Source organism: Paenibacillus sp. FSL H7-0442 (assembly GCF_038593105.1).
GTDB classification, from domain to species: domain Bacteria; phylum Bacillota; class Bacilli; order Paenibacillales; family Paenibacillaceae; genus Paenibacillus; species Paenibacillus polymyxa_D.
Map to the genome: position 1 here is coordinate 2,645,001 of NZ_CP151963.1, position 26,878 is coordinate 2,671,878.

At 44.3% G+C, this 26,878-nt stretch carries 19 protein-coding genes and 2 rRNA genes; 19 read left to right on the plus strand and 2 right to left on the minus strand.

All coding sequences use genetic code 11. From position 1 onward, the window contains the following. Positions 1-125: 125 nt before the first annotated feature. The 4 genes from MHH57_RS11815 to MHH57_RS11830 all read left to right on the plus strand — a co-directional run bounded on the left by MHH57_RS11815 (position 126) and on the right by MHH57_RS11830 (position 5,445). Positions 126-3,052, plus strand: a 23S ribosomal RNA gene (locus MHH57_RS11815). A 151-nt stretch (positions 3,053-3,203) separates the two neighbouring features. Beyond that, positions 3,204-3,320: ribosomal RNA gene (rrf, locus tag MHH57_RS11820) — 5S ribosomal RNA — on the plus strand. Between the two features lie 278 nt (positions 3,321-3,598). After that, complete coding sequence (locus MHH57_RS11825) at positions 3,599-4,450, plus strand: alpha/beta hydrolase (protein WP_069011302.1); 852 nt, start codon at positions 3,599-3,601, stop codon at positions 4,448-4,450. 272 nt (positions 4,451-4,722) lie between these two features. After that, complete coding sequence (locus MHH57_RS11830) at positions 4,723-5,445, plus strand: YjjG family noncanonical pyrimidine nucleotidase (protein WP_069011304.1); 723 nt, start codon at positions 4,723-4,725, stop codon at positions 5,443-5,445. A gap of 297 nt (positions 5,446-5,742) precedes the next feature. Here MHH57_RS11830 and MHH57_RS11835 read toward each other — a convergent pair whose 3' ends face one another. Further along, on the minus strand, positions 5,743-8,019 hold the full coding sequence (locus MHH57_RS11835) for an alpha-galactosidase (RefSeq protein ID WP_069011305.1): 2,277 nt from the start codon (positions 8,017-8,019) through the stop codon (positions 5,743-5,745). Positions 8,020-8,103: 84 nt separating this feature from the next. Continuing rightward, complete coding sequence (locus MHH57_RS11840; protein ID WP_069011307.1) at positions 8,104-9,090, minus strand: substrate-binding domain-containing protein; 987 nt, start codon at positions 9,088-9,090, stop codon at positions 8,104-8,106. A 177-nt stretch (positions 9,091-9,267) separates the two neighbouring features. On the opposite strand from MHH57_RS11840, the gene MHH57_RS11845 reads away from it, so the two are divergent. From MHH57_RS11845 to MHH57_RS11915, 15 genes are all read left to right on the plus strand, one after another. Next, on the plus strand, positions 9,268-11,076 hold the full coding sequence (locus MHH57_RS11845; protein ID WP_342435113.1) for a histidine kinase: 1,809 nt from the start codon (positions 9,268-9,270) through the stop codon (positions 11,074-11,076). Next, positions 11,069-12,175 (plus strand): response regulator, encoded by a 1,107-nt coding sequence (locus MHH57_RS11850; protein ID WP_029518497.1) that lies wholly within the window; start codon positions 11,069-11,071, stop codon positions 12,173-12,175. The genes MHH57_RS11845 and MHH57_RS11850 overlap by 8 nt, the downstream gene beginning before the upstream one ends. 199 nt (positions 12,176-12,374) lie before the next feature. Further along, positions 12,375-13,676, plus strand: a complete 1,302-nt coding sequence (locus tag MHH57_RS11855; RefSeq protein ID WP_029518496.1) for an extracellular solute-binding protein — start codon at positions 12,375-12,377, stop codon at positions 13,674-13,676. A gap of 79 nt (positions 13,677-13,755) precedes the next feature. Next, the gene (locus tag MHH57_RS11860; protein WP_029518495.1) at positions 13,756-14,634 is read left to right on the plus strand and encodes a sugar ABC transporter permease; all 879 of its coding nucleotides are present in this window, start codon (positions 13,756-13,758) and stop codon (positions 14,632-14,634) included. A 28-nt stretch (positions 14,635-14,662) separates the two neighbouring features. Next, entirely contained in the window at positions 14,663-15,505 is an 843-nt protein-coding gene (locus tag MHH57_RS11865) for a carbohydrate ABC transporter permease (RefSeq protein ID WP_029518494.1), read from the plus strand. A gap of 491 nt (positions 15,506-15,996) precedes the next feature. Then, on the plus strand, positions 15,997-16,698 hold the full coding sequence (locus MHH57_RS11870; protein ID WP_069011312.1) for a response regulator transcription factor: 702 nt from the start codon (positions 15,997-15,999) through the stop codon (positions 16,696-16,698). Continuing rightward, the gene (locus MHH57_RS11875; RefSeq protein WP_209950342.1) at positions 16,695-17,681 is read left to right on the plus strand and encodes a sensor histidine kinase; all 987 of its coding nucleotides are present in this window, start codon (positions 16,695-16,697) and stop codon (positions 17,679-17,681) included. Before MHH57_RS11870 ends, MHH57_RS11875 begins: the two co-directional genes overlap by 4 nt. Before the next feature lie 100 nt (positions 17,682-17,781). Then, entirely contained in the window at positions 17,782-18,561 is a 780-nt protein-coding gene (locus tag MHH57_RS11880) for an ABC transporter ATP-binding protein (RefSeq protein WP_342435114.1), read from the plus strand. Further along, positions 18,527-20,539, plus strand: a complete 2,013-nt coding sequence (locus MHH57_RS11885; protein ID WP_029518490.1) for an ABC transporter permease — start codon at positions 18,527-18,529, stop codon at positions 20,537-20,539. Before MHH57_RS11880 ends, MHH57_RS11885 begins: the two co-directional genes overlap by 35 nt. A gap of 181 nt (positions 20,540-20,720) precedes the next feature. Then, positions 20,721-21,830 carry a TolC family protein gene (locus MHH57_RS11890; protein ID WP_342435115.1) on the plus strand — a complete coding sequence of 370 codons (1,110 nt, stop codon included), beginning with the start codon at positions 20,721-20,723 and terminating at the stop codon, positions 21,828-21,830. A 35-nt stretch (positions 21,831-21,865) separates the two neighbouring features. Beyond that, a complete protein-coding gene (locus MHH57_RS11895) occupies positions 21,866-23,320 on the plus strand; it encodes an efflux RND transporter periplasmic adaptor subunit (RefSeq protein WP_069011321.1) in 1,455 nt (484 codons plus the stop codon). Beyond that, positions 23,317-24,054 (plus strand): ABC transporter ATP-binding protein, encoded by a 738-nt coding sequence (locus MHH57_RS11900; RefSeq protein ID WP_208332515.1) that lies wholly within the window; start codon positions 23,317-23,319, stop codon positions 24,052-24,054. Before MHH57_RS11895 ends, MHH57_RS11900 begins: the two co-directional genes overlap by 4 nt. Beyond that, positions 24,051-25,265, plus strand: a complete 1,215-nt coding sequence (locus tag MHH57_RS11905; protein ID WP_069011322.1) for an ABC transporter permease — start codon at positions 24,051-24,053, stop codon at positions 25,263-25,265. The genes MHH57_RS11900 and MHH57_RS11905 overlap by 4 nt, the downstream gene beginning before the upstream one ends. A gap of 66 nt (positions 25,266-25,331) precedes the next feature. Next, entirely contained in the window at positions 25,332-26,273 is a 942-nt protein-coding gene (locus tag MHH57_RS11910; RefSeq protein ID WP_342435116.1) for a polysaccharide deacetylase family protein, read from the plus strand. 40 nt (positions 26,274-26,313) lie between these two features. Beyond that, the gene (locus tag MHH57_RS11915) at positions 26,314-26,790 is read left to right on the plus strand and encodes an RNA polymerase sigma factor (protein ID WP_029518484.1); all 477 of its coding nucleotides are present in this window, start codon (positions 26,314-26,316) and stop codon (positions 26,788-26,790) included. Positions 26,791-26,878 lie beyond the last annotated feature (88 nt).

Genomic DNA, 26,878 nt, shown 5'->3' on the forward strand with positions numbered 1-26,878 from the left:
TTAGAATATTCCTTTAGGCTGATCTTGTGTAAACAAGTGAAATAAAGGTAGCTGCCTTGAATTTCATTCACACGTAAGTGTTGAACCGAAATTCAAAGCAAATCGTATTTACGATGTAAATACTAGGTTAAGCTACAAAGAGCACACGGAGGATGCCTAGGCGCCAGGAGCCGACGAAGGACGTGGCGAACAACGATAAGGCCTCGGGGAGCTGTAAGCAAGCTTTGATCCGGGGATGTCCGAATGGGGAAACCCGGCTGTCTTCATCGACAGTCACTTTCTGCTGAATACATAGGCAGAATAGAGGCAGACCAGGGGAACTGAAACATCTAAGTACCCTGAGGAAGAGAAAACAATAGTGATTCCGTCAGTAGCGGCGAGCGAACGCGGATTAGCCCAAACCAAGGAGCTTGCTCCTTGGGGTTGTGGGACGTCTCACATGGAGTTACAAAGGAACCGGTTAGATGAAGAGGTCTGGAAAGGCCCGCCAGAGAAGGTAAAAGCCCTGTAGTTCAAAACTTGTTCTCTCCGAGACGGATCCCGAGTAGTGCGGGGCACGTGAAACCCCGTATGAATCCGGCAGGACCATCTGCCAAGGCTAAATACTCCCTGGCGACCGATAGTGAAGCAGTACCGTGAGGGAAAGGTGAAAAGCACCCCGGAAGGGGAGTGAAATAGATCCTGAAACCGTGTGCTTACAAGAAGTCAGAGCCCGATCTATGGGTGATGGCGTGCCTTTTGTAGAATGAACCGGCGAGTTACGTTCCCGTGCAAGGTTAAGGTGAAGAGCTGAAGCCGCAGCGAAAGCGAGTCTGAATAGGGCGAATGAGTACGTGGACGTAGACCCGAAACCGGGTGATCTACCCCTGTCCAGGGTGAAGGTGCGGTAACACGCACTGGAGGCCCGAACCCACGCATGTTGAAAAATGCGGGGATGAGGTGGGGGTAGCGGAGAAATTCCAATCGAACCCGGAGATAGCTGGTTCTCCCCGAAATAGCTTTAGGGCTAGCCTCGGAAAGAAGAATCGTGGAGGTAGAGCACTGATTGGGTGCGGGGCCCGCAAGGGTTACCAAGCTCAGTCAAACTCCGAATGCCATAGATTTAGTTCCGGGAGTCAGACAGTGAGTGCTAAGATCCATTGTCGAAAGGGAAACAGCCCAGACCATCAGCTAAGGTCCCCAAGTGTGTGTTAAGTGGGAAAGGATGTGGAGTTGCACAGACAACCAGGATGTTGGCTTAGAAGCAGCCACCATTGAAAGAGTGCGTAATAGCTCACTGGTCGAGTGACTCTGCGCCGAAAATGTAACGGGGCTAAACACACCACCGAAGCTATGGCTTGATGCTTGCATCAGGGGTAGGGGAGCGTTGAATGCGGGTTGAAGGTGTACCGTAAGGAGCGCTGGACTGCATTCAAGTGAGAATGCCGGTATGAGTAACGAAAAGATCTGTGAGAATCAGATCCGCCGAAAGCCTAAGGGTTCCTGAGGAAGGTTCGTCCGCTCAGGGTAAGTCGGGACCTAAGGCGAGGCCGATAGGCGTAGTCGAAGGACAACAGGTCGAAATTCCTGTACCACCGTAATCCGTTATGAGCGATGGGGTGACGCAGTAGGGTAGTGACGCGGACGGATGGATGTCCGTCTAAGCAGTGAGGCTGGTGTGTAGGCAAATCCGCACATCGTAAGGCTGGGCTGTGATGGGGAGCGAAAATTATAGTAGCGAAGGTCATGATCTCAGACTGCCAAGAAAAGCCTCTAGCCAGGAGAAGGTGCCCGTACCGCAAACCGACACAGGTAGGCGAGAAGAGAATTCTAAGGCGCGCGGAAGAACTCTCGTTAAGGAACTCGGCAAAATGACCCCGTAACTTCGGGAGAAGGGGTGCCTCGGTAGGGTGAATAGCCCGAGGGGGCCGCAGTGAAAAGGCCCAAGCGACTGTTTAGCAAAAACACAGGTCTGTGCGAAGCCGCAAGGCGAAGTATACGGGCTGACGCCTGCCCGGTGCTGGAAGGTTAAGGGGAGTGGTAAGCTCGCAAGAGCGAAGCTATGAACCGAAGCCCCAGTAAACGGCGGCCGTAACTATAACGGTCCTAAGGTAGCGAAATTCCTTGTCAGGTAAATTCTGACCCGCACGAATGGCGTAACGACTTGGGCGCTGTCTCAACGAGAGATCCGGTGAAATTTTAATACCTGTGAAGATGCAGGTTACCCGCGACAAGACGGAAAGACCCCATGGAGCTTTACTGCAGCTTGATATTGAATTTGGGTACGATCTGTACAGGATAGGTGGGAGCCGTCGAACTTTGAGCGCCAGCTTGAAGGGAGGCATCCTTGGGATACCACCCTGATCGTATCTAGGTTCTAACTTGGTACCGTAATCCGGTGCGAGGACAGTGTCAGGTGGGCAGTTTGACTGGGGCGGTCGCCTCCTAAAGAGTAACGGAGGCGCCCCAAGGTTCCCTCAGAATGGTTGGAAATCATTCGAAGAGTGCAAAGGCAGAAGGGAGCTTGACTGCGAGACCTACAAGTCGAGCAGGGACGAAAGTCGGGCTTAGTGATCCGGTGGTACCGCATGGAAGGGCCATCGCTCAACGGATAAAAGCTACCCTGGGGATAACAGGCTTATCTCCCCCAAGAGTCCACATCGACGGGGAGGTTTGGCACCTCGATGTCGGCTCATCGCATCCTGGGGCTGAAGTAGGTCCCAAGGGTTGGGCTGTTCGCCCATTAAAGCGGTACGCGAGCTGGGTTCAGAACGTCGTGAGACAGTTCGGTCCCTATCTGTCGTGGGCGTAGGAAATTTGAGAGGAGCTGTCCTTAGTACGAGAGGACCGGGATGGACGTACCGCTGGTGTACCAGTTGTTCCGCCAGGAGCACCGCTGGGTAGCTATGTACGGAAGGGATAAGCGCTGAAAGCATCTAAGCGTGAAGCCCCCCTCAAGATGAGATTTCCCAGTATGTAAGACCCCTTGAAGACGACGAGGTAGATAGGTTGGGGGTGGAAGTGCAGTAATGCATGGAGCTGACCAATACTAATCGGTCGAGGGCTTATCCTAAAGATAAAGCGCAATGAGTTTCGGATCCAGTTTTCAGGGTGTAACCTTGAACGTATGTACAAGAGACATACGACAAGCGCATGGCTATTCATGCACACGATAAGTGATGAAGCGAATAGCCGTACGATAGAATTTGCACAGCAAATTCATGTTTGGTGGCGATAGCGGAGGGGTTCCACACGTACCCATCCCGAACACGACCGTTAAGCCCTCCAGCGCCGATGGTACTTGGACCGCAGGGTCCTGGGAGAGTAGGACGTCGCCAAGCACGATAAAAGTATGACCTCTATATAAAAAACCGCGATAATCGCGGTTTTTTTGTTTCCAAAAAGATGTGTTTGTCAAAAATCCTGTATGAATGCCATAAGTCAAGACAAGTAAGACAAAAGTAAACCCGTTTTGTTTTTGAAAAAAACATGTTAAACTTTTCTCATAAAAATAAATGTACTTTCTGAGGTGAGTTGAAGTGTTGGAACGTTCTATGGAGAATACAAGGGAATTACACAAAGGAAAGGGAGTGATTTGAAAAAGAGAAGGTGATTATAAATGAGCACTTATCAAACAGTTTTTAGTGATGGATTTGAGCTGAAATATGCTATAAGAGGTAACGGAAGGCCGATATTGGTGATCGGCAGTAGTGTATATTATCCTCGTTTATTTTCAGACCATTTATATAAAAAGTTTCAGTTTATTTTTCTGGATCATCGAGGGTTTGCAAAACCGACTCGAGCTTTAAAACCAGAAGACTATACTTTGGATAAAGTTATTAATGATATAGAAACAGCAAGACAATGCCTTCATCTAAATGAATTTATCATATTAGGACATTCCGGGCATGCCTTTATGGCTTTGGAATATGCTAAACAATACCCGGATTATGTTCAAAAAGTGGTGCTATTAAATTCAGCACCTACGAACAGCCAAGAAAGACAGCGGCAAAGCTCTTCATTCTTTTATGAAACGGCCAGCCCAGAAAGAAAGGAACGTTTTGAAAAGGACATTGTTTTATTAGAGGAAGATATCAAAAGAGACCCAGATAGAAGATTTGTTCACATGTGTATACGAATGGGAGCCCAAACCTTTTATGATTATGCTTACGATGCGGCTTATATGTGGAAGGATGTATACACGAATATGCCTATCATTGATTATTTATGGGGAGAAGCTTTCGGTAACATGAATTTAATACAATCCTTGGCGGATATCCACAAACCTGTATATATTGGTTTGGGAAGGTATGATTTTTTGGTTGCGCCAGTTTCTTTATGGGATAGGGTCGATGACACCTACGAGAACGTGAAAAAAGTGATTTTTGAATATAGTGGGCATAACCCAATGTTTGAAGAACCTCATTGTTTTGATCAAACATTAGCTAAATGGATTAATGAAGATCACTAGGATTTTTGCTAAATCATCTCTTAGATGCTCAGAAGCCCGTAAAATGAGAATCACCTTCATTTTACGGGCATTCTTATTGAGCGTTATTTACCTTTTGCACCGGTGACAAAATACTATGACTTTGTTATTAGTGACTTGACGGTTTAACTAGGTTCTGTATAATAACCGAAAGGTAATAATGTATTGTTAGTTTTTCGTTGTGCTACTATCAGAAACAATCTAAGACTCATGGAACTGAACAATAGTCGTAAAGCAATGATATGGAGGTCGTTATGAAATACGAAATTATTATATTTGATGTCGATGACACGCTGTTTGATTTTAAAAAGGCAGAGAGTTATGCGCTACATAATACGTTTACCCAATTTGGCTTGCCACAAGGGGCCACGGAGTATAAAGCTAGTTATGATGAAATCAACAGCGTATTGTGGCGAGAGGCAGAGGAAGGACTTATTACCTCAGCGCAACTGCGTGTGGAGCGGTTTAAGCGATTATTTACTTTTCATGATCTAGATTTTAATCCAGATGCTTTTAGTGCTGCATATTTACGTTATTTGGGTGAAGGTGCTTTTTTAATGGACGGAGCGGTTGAATTATGTGATATGCTGTCTGATTGTCGCTTGGCGATCATTACGAATGGAATCAAAGAGGTGCAAACCTCCAGAATTCAGCTTTCACCGCTGCGTGATGTATTTGAACAGATAATTATTTCAGAGGAAGTGGGTTGCCAAAAGCCACAAGCTGGTATTTTCGATTACGCATTTACTAAGCTAGACATTTCAGATAAGAGTAAGGTTCTCATGGTTGGTGATTCTTTGACCTCCGATATTCAAGGAGGCAACAAATACGGAATGGATACCTGTTGGTTCAACCCTGCTGGGAAAACAAACGCGTCTGGCATTCAACCTACTTATGAAATAAAAAGCCTGATGGAGTTATCGAATCGTGTGCTTTCAAAGCGTCCCATCCTGAATCGTACATCGGCGGAAATCTAGATGAATGAGAAATTGGAAATCAGGATGAATAATGTCGAAATCAGAAGACGGAAGTTAAAGACACCGAAAAGTTGAATGAATTGTTTAGAGTTGTGATTACAGACACGTTCACTTAAGAAGGCATTGGTCATATGCTGGAAGATATAGAGGACGAAATTGAGACTAAGCGAGCGTATTTGGTAAGTGACATGGAGAGTCACGGTTAGCAACACGGGCACCAAAGTGATTAAACAAGGCAGGCCGGAAAATCGGTCTGCCTTGTTTTGATTTTTTTATCGTCACTGGCCAGATTCACAATTAGCAGGAAATAGCTTTAAGGCGGAAAGTAGAGCTGGTGAAGTCTCCAGAGAGATCCGAGACAACAAGCCCAATTTTCATTAGGCGGTCGCCTCCAAAAATTTCGCCATCAAATGCTACGCGGAAGGGGGAACCGCCATCTTCCACTAAGGTATTACCCGTATGGACTGCAGTGCTGCCTGTCGCCCCGTGTTCGATTATATACTTTTTATCTGGGTCAAGTCCTTTTAGAGTTAGTCGCCGGATGGGCCCATTTGGTTCAGCAAGTACGCGGAAGTAAGCGACAAACGCTTCGGATTGGTCCTCGCTAACAAACATCCAGGCCGTGTCGCCTCGGCCTTCAAACGGACTAAGCAGTCGATACATATCTCCCTGCTGTACAAGGGAACGGATTTCTTTATACTGGGCAATTTGTTTGGCAGCGAGTTCTTTTTCTTCATTCGTAAATGCAGTAAGGTCGAGTTCGTAGCCAAAATTCCCGCTCATTGCCACGTCGCCGCGTATGGCGAGGGAGGTGTTTCGTCCCACCTGGTGGTTCGGCACGTTCGATACATGTGCGCCCATGGTACTGGCCGGGTACACGATGCTTGTTCCATACTGGATAGCCAATCTTTCAATGGCATCGGTATCATCACTGGTCCATGTCTGCGGCATATAGTAGAGCATTCCGGGATCAAATCGCCCACCGCCTCCAGAACAGCTTTCGAACAAGATGTCCGGGAACTGGGAGGTCAGACGTTCCAACAGATCGTAAAGTCCGAGCATATAACGGTGCGCAGTTTCCTTTTGTCGTTCGCTAGGGGCTGTAGCCGAAGCAATCTCCGTCATGTTACGGTTCATGTCCCACTTGACATAAGTGATTGGAGCGATCGAAAATACGGAGCTAAGCGTCTCGTACAAGTAGTCGCATACTTCCTTGCGGGAGAGATCGAGCACCAGTTGGGATCGGCCTTCCGTCCGCCGCCGACCTTCCGCATGCAGGCACCAGTCGGGATGGTTGCGGTACAGTTCACTATCAGGTGATACCATTTCCGGCTCAACCCACAAACCAAACTGTAATCCTTGTTCATTAACCCGTTTGGCCAGGTCAGTAAGACCGCCGGGCAACTTGTGGCGGTCTTCGAACCAGTCCCCAAGCGAACTGTTGTCGTTGTCTCGCTTACCAAACCAACCGTCATCAAGAACAAACAGCTCAATTCCAAGAGGCCCCGCTTCTTTGGCAATCGCCTCGATTTTATCGGCGTCGAAGTCGAAATATGTGGCTTCCCAATTGTTCACGAGAATCGGACGTTCTTTGTCACGGTAAGCCCCTCGGCACAGACGTGTGCGATAGAGTCGGTGATAGGTGCGCGACATGCCCCCAAGACCTTCTTCGGAAAAGACCAATACGGCTTCAGGAGTCTGGAATGACTGACCCGGCTCAAGCCGCCAGGAGAAGTCAAAGGGATTGATTCCGATACTTACACGAGTCTGATTGAACTGCTCTACTTCTGCCTGTGCGACGAAGTTGCTGCTGTAGATTAGACTGAAACCGTACACATCCCCACGATCTTCAGTCACATCAGGCCGAAGCAGTGCCAGAAAGGGATTCATTTGGTGACTGCTGGAGCCCCGTCTACTCTCGAGCCGAATGGAGCCAGGTCCGAGGTCGCGGCGTTGGATATGTCTTTCCCGAACCCAGGCTCCAGGTAAGTAGAGGGCTTGGTAGTTGGAATCGGCGAAGTCGACAGAGGCGCTCATGGCGTGTTCAATATTCATGGTAGCGCTTCCCTTTTGTTCAAAAAGAGTAGATCTAGCAATGGCACTGTGGTCCGCAAATACAGTATAGAGCAGTGTAGTCTTAAGCCCCGAGTATTGATCCTCAAGGATCAGATAGAGGGTTGTGGCTTCATCATCCGATTCGGCATAGACGGAAGGAAGTCCCTCGAGCTTGGGTTTACCTGGTTCAATACGGTAACCACTATATTTTAGCTCAGTAGTTCGAGTACCGTCCGCAAGTGCAACCTGGTAAGCCGGTTGACGAAAGTCGCTTGTTCCATACTGGGGGTATTCCTGAGGAAGCGTGTCCAAAGAAATTATACGACTGGAAGAAACGGGAGTGGGAGAGAAGGAGCAACGCTCCCTAAGTTCCAATATACTTGCGAGACTTTGGTCATGATGAAGTTGGGCTCCCCAATAGACATGTGCGGGATATCCTTCTACAAGCTGGATAATATAGCTGCAATCCTTGGACTGCAAATGAAACAAACCAAGTGCTTCGTTAACATGAATGTTCATGATATTCACTCCTCAGGGGTTATCATATTGATTGTTTTACGAAAGGATATTAATCAATGACAATAAGACTCTCAAGTACTAATGTTAGCCTTTTTTGCATGAGCTTTCCCGAATGACAAGCTTAGTCCCGATCACGCTATACGCAGGCGGTTCACGCCCCTCAAACCGTTCAGAGAGCAGTTGCACGGCAGCCTTTCCCATCTGTTCGGGATATGCACGGATAGTGGTTAGCGGAGGCTGCACGAAGGCTGCCATCTCAATGTCGTCGAAGCCAACAACAGCCATATCCTCTGGTACTTTGACTCCAAGTCCATGAAGGGCGCGGAGGGCACCAATAGCGAGCGGATCGCTTGCGACGAAGCAGGCTGTCGGTCGTTCCTGTTGGGCTAGGAGTTCGTTCATCATGAGATAACCATCCGCGGTACTCCAGGAACCTATACGGACGAATTGAGGATTGTACAACCCTTGTTCCCGCATGAATCGTTCAAAATAATGCGTCCTTCGCTCACCGTCGCTCTTACCGCCGATAAATCCGATTTGTCGGTGGCCAAGCTCAAGTAGATGTCCGAGTGCCTGATCAACAGCTTGCCTGAAATGAAGTCGTACAGAATCATACTCTAGCTGTTCATGGTACTGGTCGACAAGGACAATGGTGTTCTTGTCAGGATGAAGCTTGAATACCTCTTCAGGATCAACGCCGCCCACAACAATCAGACCGTCCGCCTTCTGCAGGGTGCCGATGGATGAGCGGCCTCGCAAGGTCTGGCCCAACGTCAGGCCAAGCTCTTCACAGCGCAGTTCGATTCCACGGCGGATCGAAGCGTAATACGGATCGTCTCTTTCCTCCTCAATAGAACACCACAGCAGGAGGGAGACCGTTTTCCCGGCCCGTTCCGTATTCTGCTTTAATTGCCTCAGCCGGCTAGGCTTATACCCGAGTTGCTCGGCAACCCCAAAAATTCTGTTTTTGGTGTCTGAGCTTACGGACAGTGACAGATCGTTATTTAAAACCCTTGAAACGGTTGCGGCAGACACACCCGCTTCGCGGGCGATGTCTTTAATAGTTGCCAAAAGAGCTCACACCTTTTTAGTTAATAATTTTACTAAAAATCGACTTTATCCTAACACATCTCTAAAGTACTTTCAAGATGGACGGTTGAATTTTTTAAACTTTATTTTTGATCTACTACTGTAGAGATTGTTTGTGTTAACATGATGAATATTCTCTTGATGACGGAGGGGTTCTAGTTGAATATTCTGTCACTAGCTCGTAAGTGGTTTGGTCGACTTCGCTTTAAGAGCAAGGTTATAACGGTATTTCTTCCGCTAATTATTATTTCTCTGCTTATTCTTGGACTGTTGTCCAACCAACTTTTCAGCCGTTCTTTGATAGATCAAACCACCAGCAATGTGGTCGATGAGTCTCAGCTTATCTTGTCTAGGACCGATTACATTTTCAGGAGTGTGGAAACGGCGGCCAATATTATGGTCACAAATATTAACCGGATGTACGATTCAAACGGCGCCAAACCTGATACTGCCATGGAGCCTATCCAATTTGGAAACTTGATGCAGAGCCGACTATCCATTGATTTGTCAATCTTTCGTGAGGTGGATGCCGCTGTCTTCATTGATAACGAAGGGAAGATTTTCGCCTCTTATACCGAAAGCGGGGATGATCGCAAGATCTATAGCATGCTTAAGCGGGTAAGGGAATCTGAAAGTTATGGACAGGCCCTCTGGTTTGATATGGAGAAGAGGGATTTCCTAACTCCAGATCCGAGCTCTCCCGTTTTGACACTGGGGAAGACGGTCATTAATATAGACACCGGCGAACCCTATGGAACGCTTTTTCTGTTAGTGAAGGAAGAAGGTTTGTCCGATTACTTTCGTTCCAGCGATCCAGATGCACCCAAATCTTATTATTTTTTAGATAACGAAATGCGCGTGGCTGTGGCAGAAGACAATGAGATGCTGATGAATCCGGTGAATCCACAGCTGGGTGAGGCCATCCAACGTTGTGCCCCTAATGCATCCCATGGAACGTGCTCATTCGAGTATGAGGGCAACCTGATAACGGTCACTGATTATAACCGAATGGAATGGAAGTTGGTCAATATTGTTTCTCTTAGCCTGCTTACAGCTGATGTCCGGCAAAATGTTAGATTGTCGCTATTAATCGGTGTGTTATGCCTTGTTTTTTCCTGGCTGGGTGCTAGCTTTCTGTCCAGAATGGTCGTTAGTCCTCTCGAACAATTGACTAAGGCCATGCGAAAAGTAGTAACTGGTGATTTGCAACCTGTTGCAACAGTCCGTACTGAAGATGAAATCGGTACCATTGCAGAGGCGTTTAACTTTATGGTAAGACGGGTTCGGGAGCTGCTGGATGAGGTAAGGCAGGAACAGAACCGTAAGCGTGAATATGAGCTTGCACTGATAAGCGCCCAAATTAAACCGCATTTTCTGTACAACACTTTAGATACCATTTATGCACTCAATGAGTTAGATCGTAATGAGGAGGCTAGAGATACTACAAAAGCGCTGGCAGATTTTTATCGAATGGTGCTGAACAAGGGACGGGAACTAATCACTTTAGAAAAGGAAGCTCAGATTACTGATGATTACCTGACGATTCTGCAAATCCGTTATCCCGATGTGTTTCGCTATGAAGTGGATATTCCTCCCGAGTTTGAAGGTACACCGATCCCGAAGCTCTCGCTTCAGCCGCTTGTCGAGAATTCGATTTACCATGGCCTTAAGAAGAAAGGAACAAAAGGTTTTATCCGCATTTTTGCCTTTAGACAGGGCGATAAGGTGGTCGTTAGAGTGGAGGACAACGGCGTGGGGATGAACGAAATACAGGTTCAGACCATTATGTCCAGACATTTGCCGGAAGAAGGAATACGATCAATCGGCACCTACAGCGTTCAGCAGCGGCTGAGCCTGTATTTTGGCGAGGAGTATGGGATATCCGTGCAAAGTGTGCTCACGAAGGGAACAACTGTTGACCTGTCGCTGCCGATGCTGCCAAAGGGGAGTGAACACCAAAATGTATAAAGTGATGATTGTCGATGATGAACCGCTGTTCCGAGACTTTCTGCGTATGAAGATAGATTGGGAAATTCATGGTTTTCGGGTTTGCTGCGAAGCAAGGAACGGACAGGAAGCACTTCAGGAAGCCGAGCGGCATCAGCCACATCTCGCCCTCGTAGATATCAATATGCCCTTCATTGACGGAATTGAATTAGCCAAGAGATTGAAAGTCAAGTTCGAACGCATCGTTATTGTATTCATATCTGGACATAACGAATTTGAATACCTACAGAAGGCGGTTCGAACCGGAGTACAGGATTATTTGTTGAAGCCGTTCAATGCAGAAGAAATGCTCTCGATGTTGGAACGCATTAAGCCGAAGCTACCGGTGCTTCCACAGGAGAGCGAAAGTGCAGAGTTAAGGGGACAGGGCGGCGAAGTGTTGCATAGCAGAGCAGGTATGCCTGATTTGGGCCATCTACGCGATGCGGTTGTGCTTGACCTCCGAATGAAAGACAGTGAAACGCTAGAGGAGGTCCGTAAGGCAATCCGTCAGCTTAGTAAATATAAATGGGGAGACGAATACGCAGATGCGATGCTTATGGGAATCGTATCTTTAGCCCTTTCCTTTGCCAGTGAACGAGGCATTCCTTATGACCGGCTATGGGAAAATGGAGGAGACAATTCTCCTTACGAACGGCTGCGAGAGTTAGATTCCTGGGAGGCTGCTGAAGGTTGGATGCTCGCTCTATACCGCAAGCTGATCCAACTGATGGAGAATATGCGTCCTACGAAGGCTTCCAATTTATTTGTGGCGGCGATCAACTATATTGAGGAACATTATGCAGACTCAGAGCTGTCTGCTGAGCAGGTTTCGTGCGGAGTATTCGTCGATCCCAGCTACCTGCGCCGCGTATTTCGCAAGGAGTCTGGCTTTTCCATAGTGGATCATATTACACACATCCGAATGAAGAAGGCTAAGGAGCTTTTGCTGAAAGGAAATCGGAAGCTGTCAGAAATCGCTGAAAGTGTAGGATACAGTGACCCCAATTATTTTGGCAAATGCTTCAAGAAACGCTTTGGCATGACACCCACTGAATATGAGCAACTCAAAAAAAGGTAGCGCCTGTCCTGCGAGGCAGGACAACTTCGATTTAAGCCTGGCGGTTTTCCTATATACGGAGAACCGCTGCTCTATTTGTCCCGTTTTTTACTGGTTATGCCCGTTTTATTCCTTAATCAAGAATAGAAGCGGCAGTATACTGTAGTCATGCAAATGAAAGCGCAAACATAAAACACACTGCATGAGGGGGATTAAGCAAATGAAAAAAACTTACAAAAGTTGGAGTGCAGCTTTGCTAGTGCTCACTATGTCGATTGGATTGATTGCTTGTGGGGAAGATAACTCGACCTCTTCCAAGAGCGAGGCAGGGGACGGTACGATCAAATTAAAGGTGTATGCACAACATTTTGATGACGATACCATAAAGCCGTTCGATTATGCGGTGGAAGAGCTTAAAAAGAAGATGCCAAACGTAGAAATTGAACTGGATCCTGCCGTACAGGACGGAGGACAGAAGCTTAAAACCTATGCGGCAACGGGCAATATGCCGGATGTCTATTTAGCGGATTGGGCTGTCCTGCAAACTTTCGCAAAATCGAAAAATGTTGAGGTGCTGGACAGCTATGACACAACGGCCGAATTCAAGAAGAATCTTAACCCGGGTGTTGAATCGCGTTTGATAGCTCCAGACAATCATGTGTATGCTTATCCCGAAACCGGCATTGAATTCCAAATGATCTATTACAACAAGTCGATTTTCGAGAAGGTAGGAATTAAAACACCGCTTAAGACGATTGACCAGATGGCCGATGCAGCGAAAAAGTTGAAAGCTGCTGGTTACGTACCTATGTCAATTTTTGCCAAAGAAAAATGGATCACGACCGCTTTCTATAATGGGCTGGTTACAAGGGAGCAGCCGCGTGGGTTCGGAGCACTTGATGAGAAGGGTGTAAAAGCATTGCCGGAAGCATTCGTAACAGCGGCACAGCAGATGAAGCAACTGCAAACAGCCGGATTATTCGATGCAAACGCGACGAACACCAATTATGATCAGGCTTCGTCCCTGTTTTATCAGGGCAAAGCTGCCATGTTCGTGAATGGACAATGGGAAATTTACAGCTCACAGGAAAAGCTGGGCGACCAGGTCGACTGGATGTACTGGCCTGCAAAGGATGAAGCAACCTACGAGAAATCCAAATATTTCATTGACGGCTCAGGTTCTCCACAGGGCTACGCAGTATCATCGAGTAGCAAAAATAAGGAAACAGCCGTAAAGGTAGCGGCATTCCTTGCCACAAAGTCAGCCGAATACAGATACACTCAACTTGGAAGCCCAATTGTTTCGCAGAAAGTGGATAAGCCAATCGCCTCCAATGTTCCAGCAATGATGCAGCGAGTTGTCAAAGAGTTGCTGCCAAATGCGCAGGAATATGCTCAACTTCTGAGTAGTACAAAAATTCAGAACACTATTAATGACAATACTCAGAATTTGATGGTAGACAACTTTTCTGAAAACGATTTTGTGAACAATCTGAATAGCACATTGGATAAAGAAAACTGAGAATTCAGGAACTCGGCTGCCCTTGGCGGCATAAGTCGCTAGGGGATGCTATTCCGAAGATAAGGGGTGGAAGCAAGACATGAATAAATATTTGGGGAACAAACCGGCACTCGCACTGTTTCTCCTCCCTGCTTTGATACTGTATAGCGTGATTTTGATATATCCCGTTCTGCAAACCGTTCTTCGCAGCTTTTATGATTGGGATGGCCTGAGTACGCTGACCTTTTCGGGACTGAGTAATTATCGGGAACTGTTCTCCGATCCTCTACTTGCTACTTCGCTTAAGAACGGATTAATATTTGCCATTGTTCTGGCGGTCTTTCAGATCGGGCTGGGAACACTATTAGCGCTAATCTGTGCTGACCCGCGCACACGCGGGCGAAAAATACTGAAAACGTCTTATTTTATCCCAGTTGTCCTATCGGTAACCGTGGTGTGCCAGCTGTGGATCGCAATCTATGACCCAACTAACGGATTGATCAACCGACTGTTTGATCTCTTGAACATCCCGTACCAGCAAAATTGGCTGAGCTCCCCGACAGCATCGATTATTGCCATTGCCTTCGTTAATGCCTGGCAGTTTATGGGTTATCAATTCGCGTTGTTATATGCGGGAGTTAAGTCAATACCCGAAGACTACTTTGAAGCCGCTACGATTGACGGTTGCAGTAAATGGAGAGCGCACTGGCATGTCACGCTTCCACTGATGAGGGAAACGTACAAATTCTGCTTCATTATTGCGATTACATCTGGAATAGGGGCCTTTGTGCAGATGCTGATTATGACAAACGGAGGGCCCGGCACTACAAACTATACATTGACATTCATGATTTACCGCTATGCTTTTATGGAAAGCAATTATGGGTATGCGTGTGCTGTATCCGTGCTGCTTGTACTAATCTCACTACTGGCAACTGTAGTTATCAATAAGCTGTTCGACCGCGGACAAACCGCCTGATAAGGCGTGTATTGAAAAGGAGAACGAAATGAGTAAAACTGCTTTGAGCAAGTTCAGACAAGCTGTTCTGCAGATACCGCTGTGGTTGTATTTTATTGTTTCGGTCTACCCGTTGTTCTGGATGGTTTCCTACTCGTTCAAGAACAACGATGAGATCTTTGTCTCTAACCCATTTGGACTGCCAACGCATTTTCGTTACGAAAATTACATCAATGCGTGGACGCAATTTAATATTCCCCGTTACTTTCTGAACAGTCTGGTCGTATCAACGATTTCGACTTTGTTCATTCTTTTGCTGGCTCTGATGTTTGCCTTCGCAGTGGCTCGTATGAGATGGAGGTTTCGTTCAGCTGTCCGGACTTATATGATCATAGGAATGTTTATGCCACTGCAGGTTATCATGATACCGCTGGCGATTCTGGTTCGCGATTTTCATCTTACGAATACGTACGGAGCTCTTATTCTTCCTTATATCGCAATTGGGCTTCCTTTCTCGTCAATGATTTTCTATGGATTCCTAACAGCAATTCCTAAGGAGATTGAAGAGGCGGCATGCATGGATGGAGCTAATATTTATAGACTGTTCCTGAAAATCATTATGCCACTTGCATTGCCTGCAATTGCGACGGTAGCCATTTTTCAATTCTTGAACAACTGGAATGAGTTCACTTTGGCCTATATTCTAATTTCTGATGAAAATATGAAAACATTGCCTCTAGGCTTACTTTTCTTCCAGGGTTCCTACAGTACGGATTGGGGAGCCATGGGAGCTGTTATGACTATGGCCTCCTTACCGATGGTACTTGTCTACCTGTTCTTGAGTGAACAAGTGGAGCGGGCGATGACGGTAGGTTCTGCTGTAAAAGGGTAGAAAGGATAAAATGCCCGGCTAGAGAATCAGAAAAAGATTCTCTAGCCGGGCATTTTTGATATGTCCATACGTTAATTCAATCCGACGATGGTTTGTGGCTAATCAGAAACCTTACAGTAAAATAAAGGTTTTTGTAAGTTTAAACTGTTGTTCGTTATGTAGAAGCTGTTATGCTGGTAAACAGCTAGGCAAGGAAAGAAGTGAAGCAGACTTTGAAAGATCCAAAGCAAAGTTTCCATGAAACATTAAAAAATCGTAAAAGAACTATTATAACAGTCACAGTTATCGTTATTATAATTATATTGTTAATCACTCTGGTGCTCGGCACCATGTATATAATTCGGGATTCAATATACACCACCATGAAAAACTCCTAATCATCTACAACCAAAGGGGGTTAGATTGTTGTTATTGCTTGAACGATCAAATAAAGGCATTATATAGAGAAATCAGTTGTTAAAAATTCAAGCACTAAGAAGGTAGAAAACACGATGCAGAAGATATTAATAGTAGAGGATGACCCTCAAATCAGCTCCTTGCTCCAATCCTATCTTGAGAAATATGGTTATCAAGGAATTATTGTTTCAAATTTTGATCAAGTTCTGGCTATCTTTGAAGAGGTAAAGCCTGATTTGGTACTACTTGATGTGAATCTACCTCGTTTTGATGGATTTTATTGGTGCAGGCAAATACGGACTCAGTCTACATGCCCCATCCTTTTTGTGTCTGCACGTGATGATAAAATGGATCAGGTCATTGCTTTGCAAAACGGAGCAGATGATTACATTACGAAACCATTTTATCCCGAAGTACTACTGGCCAAAGTAGAAAGTAATTTACGGCGTGCCTATGGTTCCTATGCCGTTGCTCCACCATCACGATCCTTAACGGTGTCAGGCTTGACTTTGTATCCCGACATTATGGAACTTGTATACCATGACAAGCAGGTAGAGATGAGTCATAAAGAAGCGGCCCTCCTGGAGCTATTGATGACATATCCTAAGCAGGTTGTAGGGCGAGTTCATATCTTAGAGGCTTTATGGGATGATGACCAATATGTAGGGGAGAACACACTGAATGTTTATGTCACACGTGTCCGCAAAAAACTGAGCGAGCTGGGACTAGGGGATATCATAGAGACGGTTCGAGGGGCTGGCTATCGGCTTCACTTGACTGAGGAGGAAGAACGGTGAAGCTTTTTTGGCGCGACCATTTTTCGCTGGTCATTTTTAATATCATCCAACTTTTTCTTGTGTTAAGTATCTATTGGATGGATGGTTACCGTAACTGGTCGACGGCCCTATATTCCGTCTTTTTTGGGTCCATCCTATTGGGGGTCTATTTGCTGTTCCGGTTCGTTATGTATTCTGGTTTATATCGCATATTATCCACTACAAACATTAAAGATTTAGATGAGCTTATTCAGATGAAGGTACTTAATCCGTTAGCCGCTTCTTTACAACATTTGCTTTTGCAATATTATCGATTGTATCAGTCCCGAATTCATCAGTTAGAGCATCAGCAGCGCGATCATATTACGTTTATCAATCAGTGGGTTCATCAGATGAAAACTCCTCTTTCTGTTATTCATTTAATTCTCAAAGGAAGAATAGACCCCGAATCGGATCAGATTCACGATGAGATTGATCGAATGGGAAAAGGACTGGACATGATTTTGTATATGTCACGATTGGAATCCTTTGAACCTGACTTTCATGTGGAGCCTGTTGTATTACGAAAGCTAGTTAGTGATGTGATTTATGATAACAAAAGATTATTGATCCGCAACGAAATTTATCCTTCCAATGAAGTGGACGAGCAGTTGAGTGTGATTACCGATGCCAAATGGCTAAGATTTATAATTAACCAATTGGTGACCAATGCGGTAAAGTACTCTTCAGGTCATGCCCGCAGTCTGAAGCTGATGTCTGACGTAAGAGAGCATGTCATTGTGTTGGAAGTAAAGGATGAGGGGATTGGTATCCCTAAAAAAGACATAGAACGGGTATTTGAGGCTTATTACACAGGTGAAAATGGGCGGAAGTATCGTGAATCAACCGGGATGGGACTCTATTTGGTGTCTGAAATCTGCAAAAGACTGAATCATGATATTCAATTGAAATCGACGGTTGGTAAAGGGACGACGGTTCAAATCCTGTTTTCCATTGGCAAATGAGAAACCTTACAACACATTTAAGGTTTTTGTAATGTTAATCGGTCGCTTCACTTATCTGGATGGATTATGATCATAGCATAGGAAAAGAAAGGAATGAACGATGGAGATTGTACGAATGGATCAAGTTACCAAAATATACTATGGCAAGGTTCCCTACCGAGCTCTTAACAATATCCATTTAACGATCAAACAAGGCGAGTTTGTTGGTATTATGGGGCCGTCTGGTAGTGGGAAGACTACATTATTAAATATGATTTCGACCATTGATATGCCGACTTCTGGCGAGGTTAGCATTAAAGGAGAAAATCCACATCTGCTCAAGAAGGATAAGCTGGCTTTATTTCGCCGCAAAGAACTGGGCCTTGTATTTCAAGATTATAATTTGCTGGAAACCCTCACTTTGGGAGAAAACATACTGTTTCCTCTGATGCTGAATAAAAAAGGGTTAAAGGAAATGGAGCACAAACTGGAAGAGGTAGCGAAAAAACTGGATATTACAGATGTTTTGGACAAACGGCCTTATGAGGTATCGGGGGGACAAAAACAACGTGCAGCCATAGGCAGGGCTATGATTCATTCTCCTTCGCTCCTGCTTGCAGATGAACCAACCGGAAATCTCGATTCCAAGTCTTCGCGTGTTGTAATGGAAATGCTGAGCCTTGTCCACCGTGTAGACTATTCTACAATTGTGCTGGTAACACACGGCGCCTTGGAAGCTAGCTATTGCGACCGGGTAATTTTTATTAAAGATGGTGAGTTATATAATGAAATCCGTCGTAGTCATAGTCAGCAAATATTTTTTCAGGAAATCATAGATATGCTCTCCTTTTTGGGGGGAATTAGACATGCACATGAGCTTTCGTCTGTTAGCATGGAATAATCTCAAACGCAATGCGCGTGCTTACGTTCCTTATTATTTAAGCAGCTCCTTGATGATTACGATTTTTTTCGTATATGCGGTATTTATTTTTCACCCGGATGTCTCGAATGTAATCACAGCAGCTAATGTAAAAAAGGGATTACAGGTTGCCGATCTATTGATTTTTGTATTTTCCTTTTTTTTCGTATTATACACAAATAATATCTTTGTTGCTGCACGTAAGAAAGAATTTGGTATACTCACCATTTTAGGAGCAAGTCATAGGCAAATTTATTTTTTGGTAGCTTTTGAAAATCTAATTATAGGCTTTTTATCATTGGTGACCGGGATGATCGGAGGATTTGTTTCAGCGAAGTTTTTCCTGCTTATGGGTTCCAATGTCATAGGAATGTATTTAAGATTTTATTTTCCCTGGAAAGCACTTGCCTTTACAGGAATTGGATTTATGTTTTTGTTTATATTGATCTCACTTGTGTCTGTTTTCTTTATCCGACGTTTTAAACTACAGCAGCTTTTTAGCAAGGCTCCTCAGCTCAACAAAGAGCCTAAAGCTTCATGGAGTCTGTCCATTCTTGCCGTAGTATTAATCGGAGCGGCTGTATATTTAATGAAGCTTGATTTTTCACCCTACATTTATCTGGCACCTTATCGTTTAGGGACCCTTTCCTTTTATATATTGCACTATTCGGTTGGAGACACCTTTAAATATACAATTATAATGGGATCTCTGGGTATTTACTTATTTTATACTCAATCATGTGTACTATTCATTCAATTGCTTAGAGCTAACAGGAAATGGTCTTGGAGCGGATCGCGTTTGTTATGGTTATCTGAGATCACATATAAAATGAGGAATAATGCCGGGCTTTTTTCATTGATTACCCTCATTTCTATCATTTCCTGTGTAGGAGCCGCATCAACTTTTGACTCCATGCAACAGCAAAAAAGATTTCTTAGGGAGCAATCTTATTCATTTGCATTTACTTCTGATGTTGTAAGTTCTAACGAGCTTGAAAAAGAGATTGACCAAAATCTGTATACGGCTGGGGTGGATTATGGAAAAGGTGAAGTATTAGTCTTCCCTTTTCGGGAACAGATTGCGCCAGTGATGAAACAATCCAACTATGAAGCACTTGCTTCCAAGTTTAAGAAGCTAAAACAGGTACCTACGCTTCGGGAGAATCAAGGTTTTTTCATTATCGATCCAAACGAGATGCCTCTCGAAGAAAAGAAAACCCTTTTTGAAAAAAAGCTAACTTACAAGCAAGGGAAATCTCATATGATGAATCTTGAGATTATGGATACTAAGACGATAGATCATAACCTGAAGTTTGATGGAAATATCGTCTCTGAACTAGGAAGGCTACTTGTTGTTACTGATCGAACTTACGACTATTTAATTGAACATCGGTATTTCAATGATCCGTTGGCATTTAAATCTACTTATTATTTTGTGCCAAAATGGAAGAATGGCCAGCTTTCCTTAGAAACTTCTGAAACTCAACAAGAGGTATGGTTGTATTCTGTGTTGGCCAATAGGGTGAATAAAGGGGTGCTTAACTCTAGGGCCGTAGACTATTTGACATCGGAGATGGATCTGGTTATTAGTGAATTTATTGGCGGATTTATCGCCATTATTATGTTGGCAAGTACAGTAAGCCTGCTGTATTTCAGACTATATGTAGATCTTCAGCGAGATGAAGAAATATACCGAGCTTTATCGAAAATTGGACTAAACTCAAGGGAAATGAGACAATCGGCTTCCAGACAAATTGCATTCCTGTTTCTTCTGCCATTAGTCGTATCGTCTATGGGAATGGTGCTTTGTTTAGTGATGTCAGAACCATCTGTAATATATGGAGTACCCGTTCATCTTACGCTGATTCAGATTATGCTGTGCTTCTGGGCCATCCAATTTCTTTCCTTTCTTATTGTACGTTCTCTGTATCTTCGTCAATTAGATTTAAAGATACTATAAGGAACGGTACGTTGTGTGTAAAAAGTTGCAGAAGGGCAGGACGGTGTTCCTCCTTTCTGGAATGTGCACCGAATAGAAGGTAAGGTCTCAAGTGGGATACAGAAGAAAACACATAATTCATATAACAACTTATTTAAGAACCGACCTTAGTCGTTACCATATTTTTAAAGTGGGGATATCTATGAAAAAACGTATGTTCATTTTATTGCTGCTCGCCTTGTCGGCCAGTTCTTTATCAGAGTCCTTTGTTCAAGCAGAGGAGGCGCAGCAGCAGGTTACCAAAGCAAGTGTGAAATTAACACTGAGTCAAGCCCAGCAGTGGGCACAATCCAATAGTTTTAGCTTGAAGGAAGCCCAGCAGACGATAGATCGCAACCGGATTATGCTAAAAAATGCAGGCAAGAATCTGGACTTCATTCCGGCAGGTCAAGGCAACGGTGAAGAAGATGCGGCTAGTAGTTCAGCATGGAAGGGGTATGCTTCATCGACAGTTTCTTATTTGGAATCCAAAAAGCAAATCGAACTTGCCCAAGATCAGACAGATTACACTGCAATGAAGAATTATTATGACGTACTTCTGGCTGATAACAAAGTAAAGAGTAGTGAGGATGCACTTTCGCTTGCGCTATTGGAGGAAAAAGCTGCTGAAGCGAAGGCCAACCGTGGAAAAATTTCTCCAGGTGATCGAAGTACGATTATTCAGACTCGTATAGAGGCTCAAAAGAATGTAGACATTGCTAAAGCTGCACTGCAAAAAGCGCAGGATTCGCTTAATACACAAATGGGACAGTCACAAGGAAATTTATATGAACTGGTGGACAGACCCGTTTACCGGAAAATGGATAACACGAATCTGGATACGCTAGTGTCGCGTGCCATCTCAGCGAGTCCTTCAGTATGGAGACAGGAAGAGGCAGTCAAGCTAGCAAAAATGGAAATTAAATATTACACGTGGAATTCGGGAACGGATGACTATGAAATTAAGCAGATTGATGTAGATTCAGCAGAAGGTGGACTGGAAAATACCAAGGATCAACTAGCAGAAACACTGAAGAGTATGTACTTTAACTTACAGCAAAATGAAGAACAATATGAGCAAATGCGAAGTAATCTACAGAACCTTAATAAAGTGTTGGACATTTCTCGCAAAAGAAAGGACCGTGGATTTGCTACGGGCACGGAGGTCGCTACAAATCAGTTGAAAGTAAAGCAAATTGAACGGAATATGGATGAACTCGTTGTCCAAATGACGCTGCTGCAACATGCTTTAAACAAGCCGTGGAGCGTATAAAATTTAGAAAAAATACATTTTAAGGGGATATAACATTGTCGGAAACAGAAAAGAAAGATTCACTACAAGTGTTAAGAAAAAAAAGAAGAATGAAAGGAATCATAAGTATTCTGGCCTTGCTCATTATTGTAGGGATTGGTGGTACGCTCTACATGAAAAGGGGTCAGGGAAAGCCTGTGGAAGCTCCGGCGAACCAGGTGGTACAGGTACAGAAAGCTAACATAACCGAGTCGCTTGCCGTGACCGGAACCGTTCAGGCTTCCAAGGAAGTAAATATTAATTTTACAAATGTCGAGGGTGCCAAGCTCATCGCTGTCAATGTCAAAGCAGGGGATAGCGTTAAAGCAGGTCAGGTTCTAGCACGATTAGATGATTCGGACGCTAGGCTGCAAATTAAGGATGCCGAATCCAATGTCGCGATTGCAAGAGCCAAGCTGGAAGAAGCCAAGCGCGGACCCAAAACGAATGATATCGAGCTACAGAAAGCAAATGTCTTAAAGGCACAGATGGCGATTAAAACAGCCAAGAACGCGATGGAATTAGAGGAAGCCACGGCACAAAAGGAGGCAGCCAAGGTGACTTTAGATAAAGCCCAAAAGGATTATGATGACCAGGCTTATCTGGTTCAGAATGATGCGGCTGCAGAAAGTGACCTGGCGACAGCCAAGCAAAATCTGGATAAGGCAAAACTGGACATGAGTAATGCGGAGCTGCAGTACAAGAAGGCACAGACCAAGCAAACTGAGGCGATCGAAGAGGCGGAAATGGGCTATAAAACAGCATTAATACAATTAAAGGCTGCACAGTCCCCGCCTGAAGCTTCCAACATCCAATCTGCACAAGCTTCTTTATTGCAGGCTGAGACGGCATTAGAGCAGAAGAAAAGTGTTCTGAGTAAATTACAGGTTACGGCGCCGTGGGATGGGATCATTTTGAAAGTCAATGGCGATGTGGGGACTAGTCCTACTGCACCCTTTATTGTCATGAATAACTCCAACACAGGGGTTATGAAGGTTCTTGCCAAGGTTAATGAAAGTGATATTGCTAAATTGAAGACTGGACTTCAGGCGACAATGCACTCGAATTCATTCCCGGACAAAACATTTAAAGGCGAAGTACGTTTTGTTTCTCCAGAGCCGGTGACGGAATCCAATGTGACTACATACAAAATTGAATTGTCTTTGAATAGCCAAAACATAAGATTGCAACCGGGGATGAACATGGATGTATCCCTACTGTTAGCCGAACACAAAAATACGCTGTCTGTGCCATTGTTTGCCTTGAGGTCTGAAGGCGGTGTGGATGGAGTATATGTGGCGAAGAACACAGCGAATCCGGCCGATTATGAGTTTAGACCCGTGAAACTGGGTGTTTATACAGCGGATCAGGCCGAAATCAAGTCCGGTGTCAAGGAAGGTGAAACCATTGTTATTCCTCCTCAGAACAGCAGTGCTGACCCGAATGGCAGTGGAGGGGGGCAGACACAATGAGTGAAACTCAATCCATTAAAACCGTGATTGAAATTAAAGATTTGAAAAAAAGGTATGAAGTAGGCGGTCAGGAGATTCAGGCTCTACGAAGTGTGAACTTATCTATTAACGAAGGTGAATTTGTTGCTATCATGGGACCCTCTGGTTCAGGCAAGTCCACCATGATGAATGTTATTGGTTGCCTGGATCATCCGGATACCGGTAAATACTATCTGGATGGTTACTCCATATTGGATGCTCGTGAGAACGAACTTTCAGAGATTAGAAATCAGAAGCTAGGATTTGTGTTTCAGAAATTCTATCTGCTTCCTCGTACTACAGCTTTAGCAAATGTGGAGCTGCCTATGATGTATGCAGGTGTTCCTGCCAAGGAGCGTCGGGAAAGAGCTATAGAGGCGCTTCGGATGGTGGGTCTTGCAGAACGGATGTATAACAAGCCTAACGAGCTTTCTGGCGGTCAGCAGCAGCGGGTTTCCATCGCCCGAGCTTTGGTGAATCATCCGGTCATTCTGCTGGCAGATGAGCCTACGGGTGCACTGGACACGAAGACGAGCATCGAGATTATGGAGCTGTTTCAAGGCTTGAATGAGCAAGGAAAAACCATTGTCCTGGTTACTCATGAACTGGAAATAGCGGAATATGCCAAACGATTGATCAGCTTTCGGGATGGTAACATTGAGCGAGATGAGCCTATTGCAAATAGACGAATTTCATCAAGGGTGGTAAGTCTATGAATCTGATGGAAACGATCCGTGTATCGATGAACAGCTTAACTACCAACAAGATGCGCTCATTTTTAACGATACTCGGTATTATTATCGGGGTGGCAGCGGTGATTGCCATTATGGCCATCGGGAATGGCTCAAAGGCCAGTATTAAGGAGGAAATCAATAAGTTAGGGAATAACGTACTTTTGGTTGCTCCCGTCATGCCAATGACTGAGGAAGAAATAAATCAGGATACCTTGCCCTCATTTACGTGGACAGATGTCGAGGCATTGGAACAAAAGAGTTCGATTGCAGCAATGATGCCCCGTATTTCAAGCAGTTCAAAAGCTGCATGGGGGCGATATAACTATAATGCAACCATTGTAGGGACATCTGCTTCATTTTATAAGGCCAAAAAGTTTTCCTTTGCCGAGGGCAGAACATTTACCAACGATGAGATGGATAAACGTAGGAATGTTGCCATTCTGGAAAGCCAAGCGGTTGTGCGTCTTTTTGGTGGAGATACCAAAGGCGTATTGGGACGAACGTTTCAAATCAAACAGATCCCTTTCAAAGTAATCGGAGTATTGAATTCTCAGCCTGTTACGAATTTAAGCTACAGTACGAATGATCAAATCTACATCCCGGCTACAACCATGATGAACCGTCTGGGTGAGAAAAGCATTACTGGTCTGGAGGTATCCGCCAAGTCACCAGGCTTGATGGGTCAGGCTCAATCAGACATATTGGAAAGCTTGCGTGTGACGCATCAGCTAAAACCTTCGGAACCGGATCAATTTCAAGTAATGAGTCTGTCCGAAGCAGCAGGTGCAGCATCCGGTGTAGATAATATTATGACCAGCTTGCTGGGAGGTGTAGCTGCGATCTCGCTTGTGGTAGGGGGAATCGGAATTATGAATATTATGATGGTGTCGGTTATAGAGCGCACGAAAGAAATTGGTATTCGAAAAGCTATTGGTGCCAAGCCAAGAGATATTATGATTCAATTCCTGTCCGAAGCGGTCATTTTTGGTCTGCTAGGGGGGATGCTCGGGGTTGTTACAGGCGTAGGCGCCTCCAAAATAATCGAAGCAACAGCACACATGACCATTGAATTTACAATCTCGCCGATCCTATATTCGTTTCTTAGCTCTGCAGGTACAGGCATTCTATTTGGGGTATATCCGGCTTATAAAGCAGCAAGATTAAAACCAATAGATGCATTGAGATACGAATAATTGAATGGGCACATGGTCGCAACATAAAACGTGAACTGCTTCTAGATTTTTGGAGGAATATATACTATGGAAAAAAGCTATGTGCAAAATAGAACCAGAGCTCATCGAATGAAGAGGAAGAGAAGAAGACTACTGTTTATTATTCTCATTTGTATGGTTCTAATGATTATAAAACTCTTTGACATCTTCAGTAGTAAACCACAGCCAGTAAAAACGATTGAATATGCAGAAAAAATAGAATCAGTATCAACCGACAAACTAAATAACAAATCCAAAGGGAGCGAATCTTCTCTACAAAATGTTTCGGGTGTTGAAGATGCAGCATTTGTTGAAAAGTACTTAAATCAGCAAATGCAAGGGCAGCGACCTGAGGGGATCGACGGTAAAAAAGTAGTCTATTTATCTTTTGATGATGGTCCATCGGTTACCGTAACGCCTAAAATATTAGATATTCTTAAAAAAGAAAGTGTGAAAGCAACGTTTTTTGTGGTAGGAAAAGCAGTAGAGGAAAATGAAGTGACTAAAAAAATAACAAAAAGATTGGTTAAGGAAGGACATGCGATCGGAAATCATACCTACTCACATGACTACAGTTATTTGTATCCGAATCAGACTGTGAATTCGAGCAGTTTTATGAATGATATTGAAAAAACAAATCAAGTTTTAAAGCAAATATTGGGGCAGAATTTTTCCACAAGAGCGATTCGATTTCCAGGCGGCCACATGACATGGCAGAGAAATGATCCCGATGGTATGGAAGTACTGGACAAAGCACTACAGGATAAGGATTACCATCAGATTGACTGGAATGTGTTACCTAAAGATGCAGAGGGTGCACGTAAGAATGCTGAGCAATTAATTAGTGAATTCATGAGAAATATTGGGACTAGAGAAAAAGCAGTGGTACTCATGCATGACACTTATGGGAAGGAAGAGACAGCCAAAGCCTTGCCTGAAATCATAAGATATTTAAAAAAACAGGGATATGAATTTAAGACTATCAAGTAACGTACCGATTTCAATCAAAGCAGAAGGGATACGCAATAATATGGATGTTAAAGATCTGGAGGATCTATATTTATCTTGCAAATCAGACCTCTTTGGCTATCTATTGAGGATATTGCATAACAAACAGGATGCTGAAGATTTGTTGCATGAGTGTTTTATTCGGTTTATAAGAGCTTCGCCTGACTTGCCCCAAGATCGTATTCGGTTTTACCTTTTGAGAATTGCCAAAAATTTAGCTATAGATTTAATCAGAAAACGAAAAAAGATGGAGGAATACATTTTACGTAAGGGGCTGCTCCACTATCACTGGGATATCCTTGATTTTGAAATTCAGGAGGAGGTCAATCAAATTCTCTTGATGGCAAGTAATACCGAGCAAAGAACGGTACTTGAATTGCGATTAGTCCAAGGATACTCCATAAAGGAAACGGCTAGAATTTTAAACAAGAGTGAGAATGCAGTGAAGTCTTCGCTTCACAGAGCTTCCCAACGTATTAAATTGAGATATATTTCTTGAACTGATTGGATGAAAAGAGGAGTAGACATAGAGTCTGCTCCTCTTTTCGCTCAATACAGAGATAAAACAATAAGATCGATATTTTCCA